17 protein-coding genes (1 of these 17 cut by a window edge) are annotated in these 20,025 nt (G+C 57.8%); 6 read left to right on the top strand and 11 right to left on the bottom strand.

Annotated elements, in window-relative coordinates:
* Positions 1-953, top strand: the 3' portion of a protein-coding gene (gene bshC / locus J8C06_RS00390; RefSeq protein ID WP_211428837.1) for a bacillithiol biosynthesis cysteine-adding enzyme BshC. Its footprint begins 604 nt before the window's first position; the window shows 953 of its 1,557 coding nt (coding positions 605-1,557); the start codon falls outside the window, past its left edge; its stop codon occupies positions 951-953.
* Here bshC and J8C06_RS00385 read toward each other — a convergent pair.
* From J8C06_RS00385 to hisS, 7 genes are all read right to left on the bottom strand, one after another.
* A complete protein-coding gene (locus J8C06_RS00385; RefSeq protein ID WP_211428836.1) occupies positions 920-2,542 on the bottom strand; it encodes a hypothetical protein in 1,623 nt (540 codons plus the stop codon). The genes bshC and J8C06_RS00385 overlap by 34 nt on opposite strands.
* Positions 2,539-5,571, bottom strand: coding sequence for an FHA domain-containing protein (locus tag J8C06_RS00380; protein WP_211428835.1), 3,033 nt, complete (start codon positions 5,569-5,571; stop codon positions 2,539-2,541). Before J8C06_RS00380 ends, J8C06_RS00385 begins: the two co-directional genes overlap by 4 nt.
* Positions 5,572-5,634: 63 nt before the next feature.
* On the bottom strand, positions 5,635-6,240 hold the full coding sequence (locus tag J8C06_RS00375) for a DUF4149 domain-containing protein (RefSeq protein ID WP_281423829.1): 606 nt from the start codon (positions 6,238-6,240) through the stop codon (positions 5,635-5,637).
* A gap of 8 nt (positions 6,241-6,248) precedes the next feature.
* On the bottom strand, positions 6,249-7,547 hold the full coding sequence (locus J8C06_RS00370; RefSeq protein ID WP_211428833.1) for an AI-2E family transporter: 1,299 nt from the start codon (positions 7,545-7,547) through the stop codon (positions 6,249-6,251).
* Positions 7,544-8,155: a CDP-alcohol phosphatidyltransferase family protein gene (locus J8C06_RS00365; RefSeq protein ID WP_211428832.1), complete on the bottom strand. Its 612-nt coding sequence runs from the start codon at positions 8,153-8,155 to the stop codon at positions 7,544-7,546. The genes J8C06_RS00370 and J8C06_RS00365 overlap by 4 nt, the downstream gene beginning before the upstream one ends.
* A complete protein-coding gene (locus tag J8C06_RS00360; protein ID WP_211428831.1) occupies positions 8,152-10,164 on the bottom strand; it encodes a monovalent cation:proton antiporter family protein in 2,013 nt (670 codons plus the stop codon). The genes J8C06_RS00365 and J8C06_RS00360 overlap by 4 nt, the downstream gene beginning before the upstream one ends.
* A gap of 18 nt (positions 10,165-10,182) precedes the next feature.
* Complete coding sequence (hisS, locus tag J8C06_RS00355; RefSeq protein WP_211428830.1) at positions 10,183-11,487, bottom strand: histidine--tRNA ligase; 1,305 nt, start codon at positions 11,485-11,487, stop codon at positions 10,183-10,185.
* Between the two features lie 149 nt (positions 11,488-11,636).
* Here hisS and pyrR point away from each other — a divergent pair, with 149 nt between their 5' ends.
* The 4 genes from pyrR to J8C06_RS00335 all read left to right on the top strand — a co-directional run bounded on the left by pyrR (position 11,637) and on the right by J8C06_RS00335 (position 15,511).
* Positions 11,637-12,209, top strand: a complete 573-nt coding sequence (pyrR, locus tag J8C06_RS00350) for a bifunctional pyr operon transcriptional regulator/uracil phosphoribosyltransferase PyrR (RefSeq protein WP_211428829.1) — start codon at positions 11,637-11,639, stop codon at positions 12,207-12,209.
* A gap of 11 nt (positions 12,210-12,220) precedes the next feature.
* Entirely contained in the window at positions 12,221-13,150 is a 930-nt protein-coding gene (locus tag J8C06_RS00345) for an aspartate carbamoyltransferase catalytic subunit (protein WP_211428828.1), read from the top strand.
* Between the two features lie 214 nt (positions 13,151-13,364).
* Entirely contained in the window at positions 13,365-14,288 is a 924-nt protein-coding gene (locus J8C06_RS00340) for a PfkB family carbohydrate kinase (protein ID WP_211428827.1), read from the top strand.
* Between the two features lie 32 nt (positions 14,289-14,320).
* The gene (locus J8C06_RS00335) at positions 14,321-15,511 is read left to right on the top strand and encodes a type IV pilus twitching motility protein PilT (protein WP_211428826.1); all 1,191 of its coding nucleotides are present in this window, start codon (positions 14,321-14,323) and stop codon (positions 15,509-15,511) included.
* Between the two features lie 19 nt (positions 15,512-15,530).
* Here the strand turns inward: J8C06_RS00335 and J8C06_RS00330 are convergent, their stop codons facing one another.
* The 3 genes from J8C06_RS00330 to phoU are packed head-to-tail and all read right to left on the bottom strand — an operon-like array spanning position 15,531 to position 18,088.
* Complete coding sequence (locus tag J8C06_RS00330) at positions 15,531-16,631, bottom strand: sensor histidine kinase (protein WP_211428825.1); 1,101 nt, start codon at positions 16,629-16,631, stop codon at positions 15,531-15,533.
* Between the two features lie 10 nt (positions 16,632-16,641).
* Entirely contained in the window at positions 16,642-17,379 is a 738-nt protein-coding gene (locus J8C06_RS00325; protein WP_211428824.1) for a response regulator transcription factor, read from the bottom strand.
* A gap of 31 nt (positions 17,380-17,410) precedes the next feature.
* Complete coding sequence (phoU, locus tag J8C06_RS00320; RefSeq protein WP_211428823.1) at positions 17,411-18,088, bottom strand: phosphate signaling complex protein PhoU; 678 nt, start codon at positions 18,086-18,088, stop codon at positions 17,411-17,413.
* Positions 18,089-18,337: 249 nt separating this feature from the next.
* Here phoU and J8C06_RS00315 point away from each other — a divergent pair, with 249 nt between their 5' ends.
* Positions 18,338-19,288: a glycerophosphodiester phosphodiesterase family protein gene (locus J8C06_RS00315; RefSeq protein ID WP_211428822.1), complete on the top strand. Its 951-nt coding sequence runs from the start codon at positions 18,338-18,340 to the stop codon at positions 19,286-19,288.
* On the opposite strand, the gene mqnB is transcribed toward J8C06_RS00315, so the two are convergent.
* Complete coding sequence (gene mqnB / locus J8C06_RS00310) at positions 19,242-19,973, bottom strand: futalosine hydrolase (RefSeq protein ID WP_211428821.1); 732 nt, start codon at positions 19,971-19,973, stop codon at positions 19,242-19,244. The genes J8C06_RS00315 and mqnB overlap by 47 nt on opposite strands.
* Positions 19,974-20,025: the final 52 nt, after the last annotated feature.

Raw genomic sequence — 20,025 nt, 5'->3', positions numbered from 1 at the left:
TTATCGTTGATCCACGCGACGAGCGGCTGCGCACCATCACCCAGCCCGTATTTGAAGCCATCATTCAGCGCACACCAGACATCACCAACCGGCTCGTTCAGCAAGCGCAAGCCTACCAGGCGCAGGGTAAGTCGCCACAAGTCAGTGTCATCCCATCCTCAACGACACTGTTTCTCGACATAGACGGCAACCGCACACCCCTCGTACTCGACGGATACCGCTTTCGGCCGAAGTCCAACGTTGAAACAAGCTATACGAAGGAAGACCTGCTGCGCATCTTACGTGCTGAGCCACTGCGCTTGACGCCAAGTGCGCTCCTGCGCCCGGTGATTCAAGATACGCTCTTTCCAACTGTCGTCCAGGTCGTCGGCCCGGCTGAAATGGCATACCTGAGCCAGTCTGAAATCATTTATGAGGCAGTCGGCATCCAGTCACCAATCCGGTGGCCGCGCGCAAGCGTCACGCTCGTCGAGCAGCGTCATGCCAAAGTTTTCGCCAAACTTGGCCTCACGCCCGACGCGGCCGCGCTCGGCAAGCCAGAGCTGCTGCGTCGCGCGGCCCTACAGTCAAATGACGCCCAAATCATCGAATACGTCAACGAAGTGAAGGTGTCTTTTGGCGCACAACTCGACCGCCTCAAACAGTTATTACATGAAGCCGATCCATCGCTAGCTGAGGCACTTGACCGGGGAAGAGAGAAGATATTCCACCAACTCAACGGACTGGAACAGCGCTTCTTTGCGAGCTACGCCCAGCGCGACGCGGCACGAACCCGCCAGATTGAGCGCGCCATCACTGCGCTTACCCCGCATGGACAACCCCAGGAGCGCGTTCTCAATATCCTTTCGTTCCTCGTCAAATATGGACCATCCCTGCTGACGCACAGCTACACAAAGATTGATTTCCAAACAACGGACCATCAGTGGATATTGCTTGAGCCAGGGCGCGCCTGATAAATCCGCAACCAAGCGTCCTGCCCCCCGGTAATTTCCTCTCCCCACGAAACCTCTGGAAACCGTCCTGGCGCATCCGCCCAAACGAAGTAGTAATCTACGTTGTAAGTGTTCAATGCCTCGGCAACGGCTTCGGGTGACGCGCCCTCCGGGGCAACGCCATAGTATCTCCCACCGAGAAAGTACGTGAGATACAAAGAACGGTGCCATTCTTGGTTGGAAGCAATGCGGCCTCCGACGCCAAGCTGTACCTTCAGGGCCTGCGCTGCCCGATACAAACCTTGGCACACTTGAAGTCCAGCATCCTGTCCCAATGCCCCCTGAACCAACGCTTGAGCCGGACGCCAGGCAAAGGAAATCATGACCAACCCGACCAAAACGGCCTGTAATCGGGGCGTAACGTGCTTCCAGTTGGCTCCAATCGCTAGGATGAGCCACACGCTGGCAACGATGAGCCAGTATGCAATGGGCAGCAGGTGACGGGCTTCGACGTAAATTAGCGCGTAACCGCTAGCGTACACGACAAGCCCAAAGACGACGATTTTGATTCGCTCACCATGAAGTAGTGGCGACAGCCTAAGCCCAACCAGCAACCCGATGAGCAGCAGTAAGGCGCAGGGGGAAAAATCAAGCGCGTGGTCAAACGCCATGACACGCAATCGGTCAAATGTCATGGCAACCTGATACTGAGCGTATTCAAGCGATTCGAACGGACTCCAAGCCTTTATTGGCAGCCGCGTCGGGTCCGTCCAGGCGCTGGTGTCCCCGGCCTCGGCTGGTGGGAAAAAGGAGGTCTCCATTGAGTGTACAAATCTCATGCGCGGACCTGCCAACGCATAGTTGTAGCGCCCAGTCGAGCCTATCATCCAAACGCCATATTTCATATACAACGCGACTATCCACGCACTGCTCAACACACCAAATGTGCCAAGCGTTATGGCGAGTGATCTAAACCGCTCATAGCCCGGCGTAGCGCGAGCGAAGGCTAACCGCCACCCGCACAGGAGGTGCGCCACGAAAAAGGGAAAGGCAAAAGCCTTGGCGACATAGGACAACACCCCCAAACAGCCGCCCCAAACCAACTTCCAGCCGTCAGTCCATTCATCCACCAGCCATGCGAGATACCAGAGCAGCACAGCCGCCACGAGTAAATCAGGCGTAATGACGCTCAGGGCGTGGTAAGCCGTCAGTGGCATAGCGCCAGCCGTTGCCATGACGCGCGTTACCAAAGGCGCGTCATCTAACAGTCGCCATATACCGCACAGGGCCAAGCCACCACTTCCCAGCAGAACCAGCTTGACGGCAATCTGTGGCGGAACCCCCACCCATCGCCAAGGAACGACCAACCAGGAAAGTAACGGACTCCAGTAGGCATTGATGGCTCCCCAGAAATCTCCGCGAGCGTATTTCTCAGCAATGTCAAGATACGCAATGCCATCCGGGTTGATTTGAAACTGATAGACTGAAAGCAGGCTCAACCCTAGCGCGGCATAGGCAATCAGTATCCACATCAGCGGATGACGCAGTAAGCCGACCGTTTCGCTCGTCGGAATTGCGCCGCCTGCCGCCAGCGGTTCGTGGTTAGTCACAGTACATCCTTGAAACGCAGTGCCGTCATCGTCAAGGCCATCAGCAAAACAAACATGCCGACCAGCACGGCAAAATCAAAGGCCAAACTCCCAAAATCATTGAGGAATCCAACAAAGCGCGCTTTGTCAACCGGCGGATAGGTGATGTCTGGCGCGACTGGCTCTTTTTCGAGCACCGGCATGGTTGGACGTGCCCCACCCACCCGCAGAAAGTCCTCCAGGTCGGTTTTATACGCATCTAGCCGCTCCTGCTGACGGCGGCGATAGGCTTCGAGATCAGACTTGAACCGGTCAGCCGACCGGCGGTTTTCCTCTTTGATGCGACCAATTTCACCATTCGGATCATCTTCACCATCTGGCCCGCGCAGGACGCCAAGCTGAGCCTGCTCAACACCAACTCGCTTGAGCGCATCATAGGACCACATCGCCGGCATCACGACGCTGACGGCTTTTGCCACACCTTCGTTGGGCAGGAGCAACCCACCAAAGAGAATCTGCGGAATCAGCACCAGCGGGACAAGACTCGTCGCCATTTCGGAAGTTCGCACCAGAGCCGAGATGGACAATCCCATCGCAATGCCCACCAAGTGGGACAGGAGCAGGTAGAGGAACAGAAGCCAAGGTGGACCGGGAACGGATTCCAGAACGGCGGTCATTCCGTATAGCAACGCAATCTGCACCAAGCCGATTACGGTGAGCATGAGTAACTTCGAGCCAACGTAGGGAAAGATACCCAGATTGACCATCCGCTCACGCTTGTAAACGCTAGCTTCCTTGATGATTTCACGCGCCGCATTCGAGCAGCCAAACCAGATTGCCGATAGGGACAAAACAAAGTAGGGAAAGTCTCGCGTCCAGTCGCTACCGACCGCCAGCGCGGTCAAGAGCGCGATGATCGGGGCCTGCCCAAAGAGAATGGCCAAGTTGAGGCGATCTGCCAGAAGCACACGACCATACCGCCCGGAAAGCACGGCCATCTGCCGCAAGCTTTGAAAGAACGTCAGATCATTGACCGCCGGACGGGCAGCAACCGGCGGCTTCTGTGAAAGTTCAGAAAGCGATTTGACGACGTATTTTTGATAAGCCGCCGAGGCAGCAAACTTGCGCTGCCATTCGATGGCGAGGTCATCTCGATTCGGATCGCCAAGCGTGTCGAAGAGTTCCTTGATGCTGGGAATGTTGAAGTACGTCAGGGCCTCCGCCGGCGGGCCAAACCACACCAGCCGCCCCCGCATCAGCACCACGATCTTGTCGAATAACTTGACGTTTTCCATGGCGTGGGTCGTCAAGATGACCGAGTGTCCACCCAGGGCGATGCGACGAAACAGATGCATGACCTTTTCTTCCGTGCCAGGGTCAAGGCCGGAGGTCGGCTCATCGAGAAAGATGATGCCAGGCTTCGTCACCAGTTCGACGGCAATCGAAACGCGCTTGCGCTGACCGCCAGAAAGCTGTCCAACCGGAACGGCTCGGCGCGTCGTCAACCCGGTCACATCCAGCACTTCGGCAATGATCCGCTCGATTTCCTCATCGCTGGTGTCGGATGAAAGCCGCATCTTGGCAACGTAGTAGAGCGTTCGTTCAACGGTGAGTTCACGGTGAATGATGTCGTCCTGCGGAACGTAACCGATGGATTGCTTGAAGCAGTTGATGTTGTCGTAAAGACTCAGGCCATTGATGAGCACCAACCCTTGATCGGCCGGACGCATACCGTTGAGCGCATCCATGAGCGTGGATTTGCCAGCGCCTGACGGACCCAACAGCCCCACAAATTCATTGGCTGGAATGGAAAGACAGATTTGGTCGAGCAACCGTATGGTTCCAGCCCCGTGGCGATCCCGGACTTCCTTTGTCAAGTTGACGACATCAATCCGCGCGCGACTGCGCGTATCAAAGACGGCTATGCCATCTGGTTCAAGCCGGAACAGGACAGGGCCGATTTGGACAATGTCATTAGCGCGCAGCCGGCAGCGTGTGATGCGTTGACCGTTGACATACACGCCGTTGGTGCTCCCCATATCCTCCAGTGTCCAGCCTTGGGCATCCCGGCCAAACACTGCGTGCCGCTTGGAAATCTGAAGGACATCAAGCTGAATGTCATTGTCGGAACTGCGGCCAACCGTCAGACGCCCAGGCGTTTTGCCCTGTGCGAACGCCTTGCGTGTCACGAAATTCTTGGCTTCCTGGATTTTTTGCGTCGTCGTTTGTGGAGCCAACACCACCGTATGCTCCACGGCTGGACTACTGCCTTGCGCAGCTCCTCCGGTGGTTTCACTTCCAGGCACAACGAAACGAAACTGCGCGCCGCCCAGACCAATCTCAATCAAGGCACCGGGTCGAAGTTGGGCCGGTGCGGCAATGCGATAACCGTCTACCAGCGTGCCGTTGAATGACCCTAGATCGCGCACAAAATAGGCATCTCCCTTTCGCTCGATAACGGCATGCCGCCGCGATACGGTTGGGAACTGTCGTGCGTCGAGGAGGATATGACTTCCCTCATCACGTCCGATCAGGGTAGCTTCGGCCGACAAGGTGAATCGGCTGGGCGCTGACCCGTTGAGCAGCTCAAGGTAAGCTGACTCACTTGATGGGGCCGACGGTTCCAGCGTTGAGGAGGCGTAACTGCCATTCACCGTCCCCATATCTGGATTCGTCAGAGCTGGCGTGGCACGGACCGCCGGTGGGGGAACGGCAGGCATCGGCTCTGGGGGTGCCACCGGATCAAAGCTCACGACCTGCAAGCTCGGACCACCAGCACTCAACTGGATGACATCACCAACCTGGATTGGCGTTGGCGAGTGGATACGCTGACCATTGACAAACGTACCGTAGGTGCTGCCGACATCCGCCACGGTCAGGACGCCGTTGCACCAGGCCACCTCAGCATGGCGCCGTGAGATGCCTTCATCCTGATCACTGAAGCAAAGCCGACAGACGCTGTGGTCGCGCCCAATCAAGAAACTCGTGTCAGATACGGTTACGCGCTCACCAGACTGCCTGCCGGTGAGATGCATCAAGACCAACTTCATGGCGTTTCCGTCTTCGTCGCATTTCTGTCTAGGTCGTTTCGGGTTTTGAGGTCTTTTGAAAAGTTATGTGTTGTCTTCCGACACACCACCGCCGGGCCGGGCTGGGTTTAGCCACACTTGGTTCAGCACAATGAGCGCCGCCGCCGCTAGGATGCTAAACCCCATTAACCAAACCGAATACTGATGCCAAGTAGCAAATGTCAGGCGGGTGGGATCATCGAGTGGAAGACTTTCCAACAGTGGACCCAATTTGGCGCGAATGGCTGCCAGCTCCCTTGAAACCACGAATTTTGAAACGGCCGCCGCCAGCGTCATGGCCACGGGCAGTCCAATGGACAGCCGTCCGACCCAAGTTGTAAAGGCTCTGGCCCGGATGACCATTCCAATCTGGATACCAATGAGTAAGAGCCCACACACCACCCCCCACCACTCCAATTTACCGAGCACACTGTTGACCATCGTCCCGGCCAATTGACGGGTGGGTAAAACCCCGAAAGCACTTGGGGCAACAGCGGCGCTAAAAAAGACCATCGCCCCAAACCACAGTCCCAGTACTAGGGACTGGCTCGCAACAAGCCAGCGGTCAACCAACGACGGATGGTTCTCGTGAGTTAGTGACACTGATCGTCGCGCCGAAGCGCTAGCCGGAGAAGCTGTAGCAGGAAGCATAGGCATCATCATACGGCAGTCGGGGTGGCGGACATGGAAGGTTCAGGAGAGCCATTGTCAGGGGCTCGCGGCGGCGAAACTGAGGTCACTGGCGGACCACTGCCATAACGGTAAAAGTCTGATTTTTCATAGTACTCAATAACAATACCGACTAAAACTTTTCCAACTGCCAGGGACGGCACGGTGAGAATGACCCCCAGGATGCCGAACAGATGGTGTCCAATCAACAACCCGATGATGACCAGAAATGGGTGCAAATCCAGGCGATCACCCAACACAAAGGGTGTTAGGTAGAAACTCTCGATACTCTGCACAACGACATAGACGCCAATCACCAAACCAAGGTGCAGAAACGATGGTGCATCAGAGAGGGCAAGCGTACAGGTGAGCAGCCCGGCTAGGAACGTCCCAATGTAGGGAATCAGGTGTCCAAACCCAGAGAGAAAGCCCAGTGACAAAGCGGATGGCACGCCCAGCAAGCTAAACCCAATCGTGTACAAAACGCTCATCGAAAAACACACGACGAGCTGCCCACGCACGAAGCTACTCAGCGCCAGTCCCACCTTCGAGAGCATGTCAGTGGCAGTAGCTCTGTGACGACCAGGGATCAATACCAACGCCCGCCGTTGCAACGTGCCCGCGTCTTTCAGCATGTAGTACACAAAAAAGGGAATCAGCAGCAGGTTGATCACACTCGTCGCAACGCCAATCGCATTTGAGAAGGTTGCGCTCAAGCCCGTCAGGAGTGGCTCTACCAAAGCCGAGGGATCGTCAATCCGTCCGCGAATGCTCTCTACGGCATGCTCATACTGGGTTGGGTAACGGTCGCGGAGGCTTTCCAGATAAGGCTGTACGATGGCCGTGACGCGCTGATAGCCCGCCGGCAGTTTCTTGGCAGCCTGTGTTAGCTGCTGCGCCAAGCTCGGCACAATGACAAACAGCGCTACGATCAATCCCATGACTGCGACGGCCATCGCGGTCAGCACAACCAATGTGTGCCGCAGGCCAGGCTGGTGAATCCAGCGGGACGTTGCGCTATCCAGCCAGTCCACAAGCGGTTTGATGAGGTAGGCCAGCGCCCCCGAGATGAGTAATGGGATAAAAACAGGCTGAAATATATAGGATAAACTCTTGAGGATTTCGGAAAGCAACCCCCAGACCACCAACAGCAAGAGCAGGGCCGCCAGCGATGGCAGCCACCGCGCCCAGCGCAACTGCCGCCACCCGACCGAGGGCGGCAGTGTTTTCCGAAACGCCATTTCATTGGGTGCTTCACTCGTTCCATCCACCAGTGGCGACTCCGTCATGATGGACGCCCCCCTGCCTGACGGCGAAAAGCTTGAACTTCACCTACGACAAACCAAATGTAATGCAAGCCGGAATAAAGCGTCATGACAAAAACAACGGCCACCCAGGTCGGCAGGAGTGGCCGGATTGCCGCCCAGACTTGGGCAATCAAGTACAGGACAATGAGCGCTACCTGGCAAAACGTGCTGATTTTGCCGGCCAATGATGGCTTGAAATCTTGAAAGCCGGTGACGTGCGCAATGATAGCCGCAGCAGTCACGATACCAATATCCCGCCCAATGACCACGCTGGACAACCACCAGGGAATCGGGACGTTCGCCTCAGAGGGAATCGCCATGACGATGTAACTAGAGAGCATCAGCAGTTTATCCGCAATTGGATCGAGCGCTTGTCCAAGCCGGCTCTGGGCATTCAGGCGGCGCGCCAACCAGCCGTCCACAGCATCTGACAGCCCGGCAAGGGCAAAGGCGGCCGTCGCCCACCAAAACCACCCGCGCAAAAAGCACACCACGAAAACCGGTACCAGGAGAATGCGAAAGAGGGTAATGACATTTGGAACGGTCAGAATGTCGCGGTAGTGGTCATCTGAAGGCGCGCGTGACTTCAACTCGCCACCTCTCCCGCAACGCTGACAGTTTCCCTGGCGAGGGACTCCATTGCCCGCTCCAGGTTTTCAGGGTTGCCCAGCAATACAGCGACATCGCCTGCTTCCAGCACAAAATCCGCATCTGGGTTCACCACAGTTTGTGTTCCACGCTGGACGGCGACAATGGTCACCCCACAAGTCGGGCGCAGCGCAAGCTCCCGCAGTGAGCGCCCGACGGCCGCCGCATTTGGCGGAAAACGCATGGCGGTCGTGGTGGCGTTTTCGATGATGGTCGCCAGCTCACTCATCAGCACCTCCCGCCCTGGGCACTCTGCATCCAGTAGCCGATAGCCCTCCCGGCGGATGGTTTCGACTTGCTGCTGAATATACGAGCGTGACAGACCGTATTCGCGCAGTACTCGTGCAAAAATTTCTAGACTGGTCTCGAACTCTTCTGGGATGACCTGTTGCACCCCCAACGTGTACAATCCGTTCATTTCCGAGACAAAGCGAGTACGCACAATGATGTGCAGGTTCGGATTGACCTCGCGGGCAAGCGCGGCAATGCGGCGGGTGGCCGTAGCGTCTGAAATTGCCACCACCATCACGCGGGCGCGCTCAATCCCGGCCGCGTGCAAGACCTCACGGCGCGTTCCATCGCCATACACAATCGGCTCACCGGCTTTTTTCCCAGCTCGAATGGACTCGATATTGAGTTCAATGATGCGGTAGGGAATGTTAGCAGCGCGAAGGACACGAGCCAGATTGCGTCCGTTGAGTCCATAACCGGCAATGACGACGTGACCACTCACCGGAGATAGCTCTGGCGACGCAACATCTGGCGCGTCCGGTATCCCGGTCCACCGACAAAACCGGTAGCCGAACGCCGGGGCAGCGCCGATCAAAAAGGGCGTGACCAGCATGGTCAGAATCGAGGCCGCAAGAAATATCTGGTAAGTATCGCCACCTAACAGCCCGGCATCCAAACCCACCTTGAGTAATACGAACGAAAATTCTCCAATCTGGGCAAGCCCCAGGGCGGCCGTCAGGCTGATGCGGGTTGTGCGGCCGAGGGCTTTGATGGCCGCAAAGGCAAGGAGCGTTTTGCCCACGAGAATGAGTGTCACTAACCCTAAAACCACCGGCCAAGCCACCACCAAAACACCAAGCGAGAGCAGCATCCCAACCGACACGAAGAAAATGCCGTTGAAAATGTCCCGAAACGGAAGAATGTCGGCCACAATTTGGTGACTATATTCAGACTCCGACAGCACCACCCCGGCAACAAATGCGCCCAGCGCCAACGACAGTCCCGCCTGCGCAGTCAGCCAGGCGGTGCCCAAACAAGCCAGCACGGCAAAACTGACAAACACTTCCCGACTGCGGAGCGTCACCAGCCAACGCAACAAAAAGGGAAAAATCCGCCGCGCCATGACGACAATGAGGAAGACCGACCCAAGCGCCAGCGCCATCGTCTTGAAGACGTAAAAAAGGTTGAGTTCACGTTGTCCGGCCAGGAGCGGAACGAACAACATCATTGGCACGATGCACAAGTCCTGGAACAGCAAAATGCCAATCGCCACCCGGCCGTACGGAGTATCTGACTCAGCCCGGTCCACATAGGTCTTGATGACAATGGCCGTACTCGACAGCGCCACGAGGAAACCCACGAAGACCGCCGGCGACCAGTTCAATCCGCCTCCATACCGCGCAAGCAGCATCGCTACCACTATCGTCAAGCCGACCTGTAAGCCACCGCCCATGAGGACGACGCGCTGCATGGCAACCAACTTTTCCAGCGAAAACTCCAGCCCGATTGTAAACAGCAACAGGACAACGCCAATTTCGGCTAGTGTTTCGACCGCGTGCACATCACCAATCACGCCCAGTCCCGACGGCCCAATCACAATTCCCGTCAGCATGTAGCCAATCAGGGTCGGCAGCCGCAGGCGTCCACAAACGAAGACAATCGGCAGCGAAATCAGTAGGAGCAACACCAGGTCCCGCAGCAAAGGAATGTCAACATGCATAAAGCGAGAACCTATTTACTATCCGCGCAAAGTCTGCACGTGATGCAGCCAGGTGTCGGCTGGGACGGTGGTTTGTTCGGCACGCGCTAGGTCGCGCAGCACCCACTGCCCGCTGGTAAGTTCGGTATCCCCAAGAATCAGGGCAAAGCGCGCGCCTAGTTTGTTGGCCAGCCGCAGCGCGCTTTTCAGACTCCGGGGCGTGGGGTCGAGCAGGGCCGACAGTCCAGCCCGACGCGCCTCACGGACGAGGCCCAGCGCGCGCTCGAACGCAACTTCGCCCAAGTGAATGACAAACAACGCCGGGCGGTCTTCCGGCACGCGGTCTGCCGGCAGGGTCAACACGACGCGATCCAGTCCCAGCGCGAAGCCAAAGCCCCTGGTCGGTGGCCCGCCCAGCGTCTCAACCAAGCCGTCATAGCGTCCCCCACCCGCCAGCGCGTTCTGCGAACCAATGGACGGAGCATGCGAAACAATTTCAAAAACGGTTTTCGTGTAGTAATCAAGCCCACGCACCAGACGCGCATCCACGACATAGGGAATGTCGGCGGCGTCCAAGTAACGCCGAACCGTATCGAAGTGCGTCCGGCATTCGTCGTCGAGAAAGTCCTGAATCGGTGGGAGCGCCGCAATGAGCGGTTGATCCTGTTCGGCCTTGGAATCGAGGATGCGGAGGGGATTGGTTTCGTAGCGGCGGCGCGAGTCTTCCGACAACGCATCCAGGTGATTGGCCAGCGCAGCGCGAATCGCGGCGACAAACGCGGCCCGACTGGCGGCATTGCCGACCGTGTTGAGGCGCAGCTCGAGGTCTGGCACACCGGCCTCCGCCAGGACGCCCATAACCAACTCGATGCCCTCGACATCCACCGCCGGATGGTCACTTGAGCCAAGCACCTCGGCCCCGATTTGGAAAAACTGGCGGTAGCGTCCCCGCTGCCCACGCTCGCGGCGGAACTGGGGGCCAATGTAGTACAGGCGCGCCGTTTCGACGTGCTTCCACATTTGATGCTGAATGTAGGCCCTGGCAACCGGGGCGGTGCTCTCCGGCCGCAAGGTCAGACTTTCGCCCTCCCGATCATCCCCGGCGCGGTCGCGCCACGTGTACATTTCCTTGGTTACAATGTCGGTTTCCGCGCCAACGCCACGGGCAAAGAGTTCGGTTCGCTCGAAGATGGGCGTCCGAATTTCCTGAAACCCATAGCGCCGGAACCAATCCTGTGCAATGCGCTCAACCAACTGAAAACGGTGAATGAAGGCCGACGCATCAGCGTCGTTTGACAATGATGCCGGTAACAAATCGCGGGTGTAAGCAGCCGTTCGAATCATGAACCGGAATCTAAATCAGCCAGTGACAGATGAAAACCTAGACGCGCCTCCGCTTTCGCCAACGGCAAGCGTCATGTTACATAGCAAGTAGCTGCGGCGGCCGTCGCGGCTGGCTTGTCTATCTCTCCCTCGTCACTGGGTGTGCTGGCATGGAGTTTATTGAAAAAGTCCGCTTGATGGATGCCTCGGCAATCCAGCGCGCGCTGGCGCGGATGGCCTCCGAAATCGTCGAACGCAATCGTGGCGTGGCAAACTTGGTCATTGCGGGCATTCGTCGGCGCGGCGTCCCCCTGGCCGAGCGCATTGCGGATGCCATTGAGAAACTCGAAGGGGCGCGTCCTCAGTTGGGTGTTCTGGACATTACGCTCTACCGTGACGACCTGTCGCTGGTGGCACCCAAACCGGTCATCAACGCGACTGCCATGCCGGATGACCTCACCCAAGCAACGGTTGTCATTGTGGACGACGTGCTCTATACGGGCCGGACGATTCGCGCAGCTCTCGATGCCCTGTTTGACCTGGGCCGCCCCCGGCGGGTGCAGTTGGCGGTTCTCATTGACCGGGGACACCGGGAAGTTCCGATTCAGGCAGACTTCGTCGGTGAGCGCATTCCGACCAAAGCCACGGAAATCGTCAAGGTCATGGTGGCGAGCATAGATGATGCCGAACAAGTCATCATCGTCGAACCGGCGCCCACCGGCAGCGGTGAATCTACGGCCTGAAAGATGTACTGATGAAGGACCTGCTTGACACCGGTGATCTGTCACCGGCGCTGGTCGCGGAGCTGCTTGACCGAGCGACGGCATTTTTGCCACCCACGACCGCTCCAGAAACCGTCCGTGCGCCTGTCCGCGACAAGCATCTAGTCACGCTCTTTTCGGAGGCTTCGACCCGGACGCGCACTTCTTTTGAGTTGGCGGCCAAGCGATTGGGCCTGAAAGTCGTCAATATCGTCGTCGGCATGTCCAGTTTGGCGAAGGGGGAAACCCTGCGGGATACCATCCTGACCCTCGATGCCATGCTGCCGGATGTCGTTGTCGTGCGGCATGCGGTGGCTGGTGTGCCGCACTTCATGGCGCGGCTTTCGCGGGCACATTTCATCAATGCCGGCGATGGCGAACATGAGCATCCCACCCAAGCCCTGCTCGATGCCTTCACGCTGCGCCGCCATTTCAATCGGCTGGAAGGACTTGAAATTGCCATTCTCGGCGATATTCGGCACAGCCGCGTTGCGCGGTCAAACGTCCGGCTCCTGGCGATGATGGGTGCGCACGTTCGCTTGGGTGGTCCGCGTACCCTGCGTGCGCCAGGTATTGAGCGTTTTGCCGATCCGTGGTCGGGGACGGTACGTGTCACCGACTCGCTACGGGAGGCCTTGGACGGGGCAGACGCCGTCATGGTGTTGCGCATCCAGCAGGAACGTCTCGATGGGGCTTTTTTCCCTTCACTGGGTGAGTACTTCACCCACTTTGGCCTCACTTCGGAACGACTTACCTGGGCCAAACCCAACGCTTTGGTGCTTCACCCTGGCCCGATCAACCGCGAAGTCGAAATTGCCTCGGATGTTGCTGATGGGGTTCAATCGGTCATTCAAGCGCAAGTGACGCATGGCGTTGCCGTGCGCATGGCGCTCCTTGACTGGCTTCTCTCACCTGAGAAGTGAGAACGTGACACAGGCATTCCTGCCTGTGCGTCGGCTTCAGAATGTGACACGGCATTCCTGCCTGTGCCTTCGCGCCAAAACTCAGCTTCACTTCAGGAAAGTCCTGGCAAACCACCTGCCCGCGAGTTTTCAGGCTTGCTTTTCAGATGGATTTTTCTTCATTCTGCGTAATAAAGATTTTCCCAACTCGACAACCAGGAACGTAGCAACTCATATGAGCATTCTTGTTGTAGGGACCGTTGCATTTGATCATGTCAAGACGCCGTTTGACGAACGCGCCAACGTCTTGGCAGGCGCGGCGACCTACTTTTCCATTGCGGCTTCATTTTTCACGCCCGTCAGCATTGTGGGCATTGTTGGCGACGACTTTACCGCCGAGCATGAGCGTGTTTTCGATGCGCGGGGCATTGACTTGTCTGGGCTTGAGCGGCGCGCGGGCGGCAAGACTTTTCGCTGGACGGGTGAATATGGCTACGACTTCAACACCCGGACGACGCTCGACACCCAACTCAACGTGTTTGCTGACTTCCAACCCCGCATTGCTGACGCCCAGCGCGACATTCCCTATCTTTTTCTTGGCAATGCTCACCCAACACTCCAGCGGGAGGTGCGCCAGCAGAGCCGCGCCCGCCTGACCGCCATGGACACCATGGATTTCTGGATTCACGGCACGCCGAATGAGCTGCGCGAAACGCTCCGGTGCGTAGATGTGCTCATCATCAACGATGAGGAAGCGCGCCAGTTGGCCCGTGACCCGAATGTTATCCGGGCTGCCAAAGCCATTATGGCCCTGGGGCCGAAGCGCTTGATTGTCAAACGCGGCGAGTATGGGGCAACCCTCTTTGGGCAGGACTCTTTCTTTGCGATTCCTGGCTTCCCACAGGAAAACGTCATTGACCCAACCGGCGCGGGGGATACGTTTGCCGGCGGCGTCATGGGTTATCTTGCCGCCACCGGGAGCAGTTTGGACGAAGAAGCGTTGCGCAAAGCCATGATCTACGGTTCGGTCATGGCGTCATTCACCATCGAAGCCTTTGGAACGGAGCGATTGCTGGCGCTCACCCGCGAAGAAATCAACGAGCGTTACCGGCAATTCAAAACCATGACGTATTTTGACAGCATAGAACACAGCTTCTAAAACACATTGCGTCATACCAGGGAGGTATCGCCATGCAACCCCCGCTTACGATCGACATGCTCCTTGCCTTGGCCTGCTCCAAAGGCGCGTCTGATCTACACATCAAGGCCGGAAGTCACCCATTCATTCGCGTGAATGGTGAACTGCTACCACTGGTGGATGTCCAGCGCCTGACGCCTGAAGATACACTCGCCATGGCGTTTAGCATTATGAACAACCGCCAAAAACAGCGCTTCAAAGATGCCTGCGAGGTAGACATTGCCTATGGTGTTTCTGGCTTGGGGCGCTTTCGGTGCAATGTTTTCCAGCAGCGCGGCGCGGTGGGCATGGTCTTCCGCGTCATTCCGATGGCGGTGCGCCCCGTTGCGGAGTTGCAGCTCCCGGCCGTGATTGAGAAAATTGCCGAAGAACGGCGCGGACTGGTGCTGGTGACCGGCACGACTGGTTCAGGGAAATCCACGACGTTGGCGGCAATCATTGACTGCATCAATCGCAACCGGACGGAACACATCATTACCATCGAGGACCCGATTGAGTTCCTGCACCGCGACCGCCGCTCGTTTGTCAACCAGCGCGAAGTGGATGTTGACACGCGAAACTTCCACGAAGCCCTGCGTGGCGCGCTCCGCCAGGACCCGGATGTTATTCTCGTGGGTGAGATGCGTGACCAGGAAACGATTGAAACCGCCCTGACGGCTGCCGAAACCGGTCACTTGGTGCTCTCTACGCTGCACACCTTGGACGCCACGGAAACGATTACGCGGATCGTCTCAATCTTTCCTCCCCACCAGCAACAAGCCATCCGCCTTCAGCTTGCATCCGTCCTCAAAGCGGTGATTTCCCAGCGGCTCGTCCGAAACAAGGACGGCACGGGGCGTGTTCCGGCGGTTGAAGTCCTGATTTCAACGTCTTATATCCGCGATTGCATTGTGAACCAGGAAAAGACATCCCATATTCGAGATGCCATTGCCCAAGGCACATCGCAATACGGCATGCAAACCTTCGACCAATCCCTTCACGATCTGCTCAATCGTGGTCTGATCTCCTATGACCAAGCGTTGTCAGGGGCGAGTAACCGGGATGAGTTTATCCTGCGCACAAAGGGCATTCAGACGACGAGCGATCAAGCCCGGGAGGAAATGGAAAAGCTCATCACGACGCGCGCTGGAGACATCAGCCTGACACCGAACCCACCCGCAACGCCGCCGATTAGCCGGTACTGATCTGGTCAGTCGTCATGCACTAACTTGGGATGACCTGACCGAGGTTAGGGGCTGACGCCGCGACTGGTGGACAGGGCAGCCGGACGCGAAACTCTGACCCCACCCCCGGCGTGCTATCCACCGAGATGTCACCGCCGTGATTGAGAACCAGATGCTTGACAATGGCCAGCCCAAGCCCGGTTCCACCCACCTCTTGGGACCGTGACTTGTCCACTCGGTAAAGGCGCTCAAAAATTCGGGGCACGTGTTTGGCCTCGATGCCAACGCCGGTGTCCCGGACTGCAATCAGCGTGCGCAACTCGCCGTCGGAAGCGGCCGTGATCACCACTTCCCCACCGGGACGATTGAACTTCACCGCGTTGATGATGAGATTCATCAGAATTTGTTCAAGTGCCTGTGGGTCGGCCTGAACCTGAATACCTGGTGGGACGTCGTTGCGGAATGTCACTTGGCGGGCTGTGGCTTCGGGAACGACCAGGACGGCGAGGTTGTCCACAAACGCCTTGAGGTCAATGGATGCCGGTTCAAGTTTGAATTCACCGGCTTCAATTGCCGACAGGTCGGCAATATCGCGCACCAGATTCTGCATGCGCATGGCGTGCTTGTTGATAATGCGCAAGAACTGAAGGTTGTTTTCGCCATCATAGAGTGCGCCATTGAGCAGGGTTTCCACGTAGGCCAGAATCGAGGTGAGCGGCGTCCGAAGCTCGTGTGACAGATTGGCGAAAAACTCGCGGCGGACGCGCTCCAGCCGGACAAGCTGCGTCACATCGAAAAACACCCCGATGGCGCCGACCACCTCATGGGCTGAAGGCATGATCAGGGGGGTGGCACGGAAACTGAACGTGCGCTCTTGAATGCCAAAAATCTCCAGATTGGCGTCGAATGGGCGGCTTTCTTCCAAAACCTGGCGAAAACCATCGTGAACGGCTTTATTGCGAGTGATGTCAATCAAGCGCAGAGGGCCGGTCATGACCGGCGAAAGGTTGAAGACATCAACGGCGGCCTGGTTGTAGAGAACGACCTCCGTTTGGCGATCAATGACGATGATGCCTTCCCGAAGCGAGCCAAGCACGGCTTCAAGCAGCGGCTGGGAATACTGATCAAGTCGAAAACTCATGACACCTAACTCATGGTTTTTTCGAGGTCTTTGTGGCCTTGACGGGCGCTTTATCGGCTTCGACGGGCTTGCTGGCCTCGACAAAGCGGTAGCCGATGCCAACAGCGGTCTCGATGTAGCCTTCTATGCCTAGCTTTTGACGCACCCGGCGGATGTGCACGTCGAGGGTGCGCGTTTCACCGTCGTAGTCAATCCCCCAGACGCGATCCAGCAGGTATTCACGGGTGAGGACGCGCCCCTTGCTTTGAGCCAGAAGCTTGAGGAGGGCAAATTCCTTGCGGGTCAGGTTGATCTCTGCCCCCTGACACCGAACGATAAAGTGGCTGTAGTCTATGAATAACGTCCCATCATCGTAGATCGCCGCCGTGCTTCCCTCGGTTCGGCGCAGAATGGCGTTGATGCGCGCCATCAACTCACGAACGCTAAAGGGTTTGGTCACATAGTCATCCGCGCCCAGTCCCAGCCCGTGAATTTTGTCCGTTTCATCCGTTCGCGCCGTGAGCATGATGATGGGCACGTGCGATGTGGACTCTTCACGGCGAAGCCGCCGGCAAATTTCAAAACCGCTCATGAGCGGAAGGTTGAGGTCTAGCAAAATCAGGTTGGGCGGGTGCTCCAACACGGTTCGGAGTCCGGCCTCCCCGGTCGTGGTAATCGTGACGACAAAGCTCCCCTCTTGTTCAAGGTTGTAACGAATGGACTGGGCAATGTCCGTATCATCCTCGATGATGACGATGCTTCGCTTCATTGCAGGCGTGTCTCCTTTGCGCCGGTTGCATTTACTCGCCCTGCCAAGCGTCTGGGGTATGCTTAATGGCGCGGCCCTCGGCCAGGTAAACCACTTGTTCACAAACATTCGTGGCATAGTCGGCAATCCGCTCCAGGTGCTTGATGACAAACAGCAACTCCGCCGCGCGGACGACCGCGGTGGAATCCTTGGTCATGAAAGCCGTCAGCTCGGCAAAGATGCGGCGGTACAGAATATCTACCTCGTCGTCCCGCCGAATCGTCTGGCGGGCCTTCGCCGCGTTGCTTTGGGTCAGCGCATCCAAGGCGTCGGCCAGCATCTTTTGGACAAGGTCTCCCATCCGTGGCAACGCAATATATGGCTGTAGCTCCGGCTCGTCGTTGAGGCGCAGCGCGTGGCGGGCAATGTTGACGGCGTGATCGGCGATGCGCTCAATCATCGGCGTGGTGCGGAGCACCCCAATGACAAACCGCAAGTCAGCCGGACTGAGCTGCGCGGCCTGGATGAGCAAGTTGGCACAGGTTTCGTCAATCTCTGATTCGACGGAATCAATCACATCGTCGTCCCGGATGACCTGCTCGGCCAGCACCGAGTTGCGGCGGATCAGCGCCTCCAGCGACCGTGAGAGTGAATCTTCCGCCTGCCCACCAAGGAGCAAGACCTTTTCACGCAACCCCTGCACCCGCGCGTCCAGTGCGAAGGTATCCATTTTTTCGTACCCCCTATGGACGCTTTCGATTCTTTCCCGGCGAGATACATGACATACCAGGCCGGCCTGCTGTGTCGCCATGCGCGCAAACCAAAAGCTTGCTAATCTAGAACTTCAGTTACTTCTTAGCCTAAGAAGCGTCCATTACATCAATGTAACACAGTCGTAAATTCGGGCGAAGATGATTCCCATACACTAAAGCCCAGGGCCATTTGGCGTTGCCAAATTCGTATTTTTGGAGAAATGCCCGTGCAGCTTTCATTTTTTCGTATTCACATTGCCTGGCTGTTGGTGGCGAGTCTGCCGCTAACGGGACTGGGGCAGTACCCTGAGGGGAAAAAAGTCAACATCGCTCACCGGGGCGCATCGGCGTACGCTCCAGAGCACACCCTGGCGGCCTACCGCTTGGCTATCGAGCAGGGCGCGGACTATGTCGAGCCGGATTTACAGGTCACGAAAGATGGCGTGCTGGTTTGCTTGCATGATGCGACCCTGGAGCGGACGACAAACGTTCGGACGGTGTACCCCGACCGTGGACGCACGGAAACCGGCCCGACGGGCCAGATACGGCAGGTCTGGCCGGTTGTTGATTTCACGCTGGATGAAATCAAACAACTCGACGCCGGGGCCTGGTTTGGACCGCAGTTTGCCGGTGAGAAGGTACTGACCTTTCAGGAAATGATAGACGCCGTCCGCGGCAAGGCCGGGATTTACCCGGAAATCAAGCACCCGGCGCGGTACGCCGCGCTAGGGTTCGACCTGCCCAAGTTGCTCTATGAGGCGCTCAAGAAAAACGGACTCGACCGGCCCGGGGCCGACCCGCGCACACCGGTTATCATCCAGTCGTTCGAGGCGGATAGTCTGCGGCGGTTGCGCCGGCTCGGCTGTCGGCTGCCGCTCGTCTTTCTCATTGACGACGAAGCGCCTGGCGACTGGATTTCCCCTGGCGGGATGCGCCGGATTCGCCGGTTTGCCACGGGCGTCAGTCCGTCCAAGCAGATTGTCGTCCGGCAGCCGGAAATGGTCGGTTGGGCGCGCGCGGCCGGATTGTCCGTCACGCTGTACACCTTCAAGTCAAACGCAACCGGCGAGTTCCCCGACGTGGAAGCCGAAATGCGGCACTTTCTGTATGAGCGCAACGTGGACGCCGTGTTCACGAACAACCCGGATCGCTTTCCGCGGCAAGGGCGTCCAGAATAGCGTTCAGCGTGCGCGCGAGCGCCGCACAGGCAGCCGGGAAGTTCCACTGCTGGCGGTGGCGGTCGCCGGTGACGTTGCTGATGGCGCGAAGCGCCGCATAGGGAACGCCAAACTGCCTGGCCGTCCACGCCACGGCCAGACCTTCCATGTTTTCAACCGCGGCCGCGGCGCGCGACGCCATGGTGGCGGCATCGGCGTCGGTGCCCGAGCAGCACTGAACCGTTGCAAACGGCACGCGCGGCGCGGGCGCGGCTTGCCTCGCAACCCAGTCTGCCCACGGCGTGTCAAACACGAGACGATTAGGAACGTCATCCGTGAGCGGGAATCCCAAGCCACCCAAATCACGGTAGCCGTCGGGCGTGACGATACCAGCTTGGGGATCGCATTCGCTGAGCGCCACGACAACATCACCGACCCTGAGCTGGGCATCGGGATATGCGCCGCCAACGCCTGCGTGAAGCAGCGCGGCAAAGGATTGGCGACTAAGCGTCAGCGTCGTTGCCGCGGCCGCGCGCACCGCGCCTACGCCGGTGACCAGAACAACGATTTGTGGACTTACCGACACAAGTTGACCAACCGGTAGCTGTGCAACCGGCAGCTCTATCCACCGACCAAAGGCATCCTGAAGCTCGGTGGCGACGGCTGTGACAATGAGCAGCGGCGAAAAGCGGAAAATTTCGGGCACTTTTTTCAACCTCAAGCGTGAAAGTAGGCATCAAGAGAAATCAAAACGCTGA

The organism is Chloracidobacterium validum (genome assembly GCF_018304825.1).
Taxonomy (GTDB): Bacteria; Acidobacteriota; Blastocatellia; order Chloracidobacteriales; family Chloracidobacteriaceae; genus Chloracidobacterium; species Chloracidobacterium validum.
This window is presented reverse-complemented; position numbering and strand designations above follow the sequence as displayed.

What these genes read in the sequence shown, in the direction of transcription:
- hisS (WP_211428830.1), bottom strand. Translation starts at nt 11,487, where the DNA reads ATGATTCGAACGGCTGCTTACACCCGCGATTTGTTACCGGCATCATTG.
- J8C06_RS00380 (WP_211428835.1), bottom strand. Translation starts at nt 5,571, where the DNA reads ATGAAGTTGGTCTTGATGCATCTCACCGGCAGGCAGTCTGGTGAGCGC.
- J8C06_RS00360 (WP_211428831.1), bottom strand. Translation starts at nt 10,164, where the DNA reads ATGCATGTTGACATTCCTTTGCTGCGGGACCTGGTGTTGCTCCTACTG.
- J8C06_RS00370 (WP_211428833.1), bottom strand. Translation starts at nt 7,547, where the DNA reads ATGACGGAGTCGCCACTGGTGGATGGAACGAGTGAAGCACCCAATGAA.
- J8C06_RS00330 (WP_211428825.1), bottom strand. Translation starts at nt 16,631, where the DNA reads ATGAGTTTTCGACTTGATCAGTATTCCCAGCCGCTGCTTGAAGCCGTG.
- pyrR (WP_211428829.1), top strand. Translation starts at nt 11,637, where the DNA reads ATGGAGTTTATTGAAAAAGTCCGCTTGATGGATGCCTCGGCAATCCAG.
- J8C06_RS00340 (WP_211428827.1), top strand. Translation starts at nt 13,365, where the DNA reads ATGAGCATTCTTGTTGTAGGGACCGTTGCATTTGATCATGTCAAGACG.
- phoU (WP_211428823.1), bottom strand. Translation starts at nt 18,088, where the DNA reads ATGGATACCTTCGCACTGGACGCGCGGGTGCAGGGGTTGCGTGAAAAG.
- J8C06_RS00335 (WP_211428826.1), top strand. Translation starts at nt 14,321, where the DNA reads ATGCAACCCCCGCTTACGATCGACATGCTCCTTGCCTTGGCCTGCTCC.
- J8C06_RS00375 (WP_281423829.1), bottom strand. Translation starts at nt 6,240, where the DNA reads ATGCTTCCTGCTACAGCTTCTCCGGCTAGCGCTTCGGCGCGACGATCA.
- J8C06_RS00325 (WP_211428824.1), bottom strand. Translation starts at nt 17,379, where the DNA reads ATGAAGCGAAGCATCGTCATCATCGAGGATGATACGGACATTGCCCAG.
- J8C06_RS00345 (WP_211428828.1), top strand. Translation starts at nt 12,221, where the DNA reads ATGAAGGACCTGCTTGACACCGGTGATCTGTCACCGGCGCTGGTCGCG.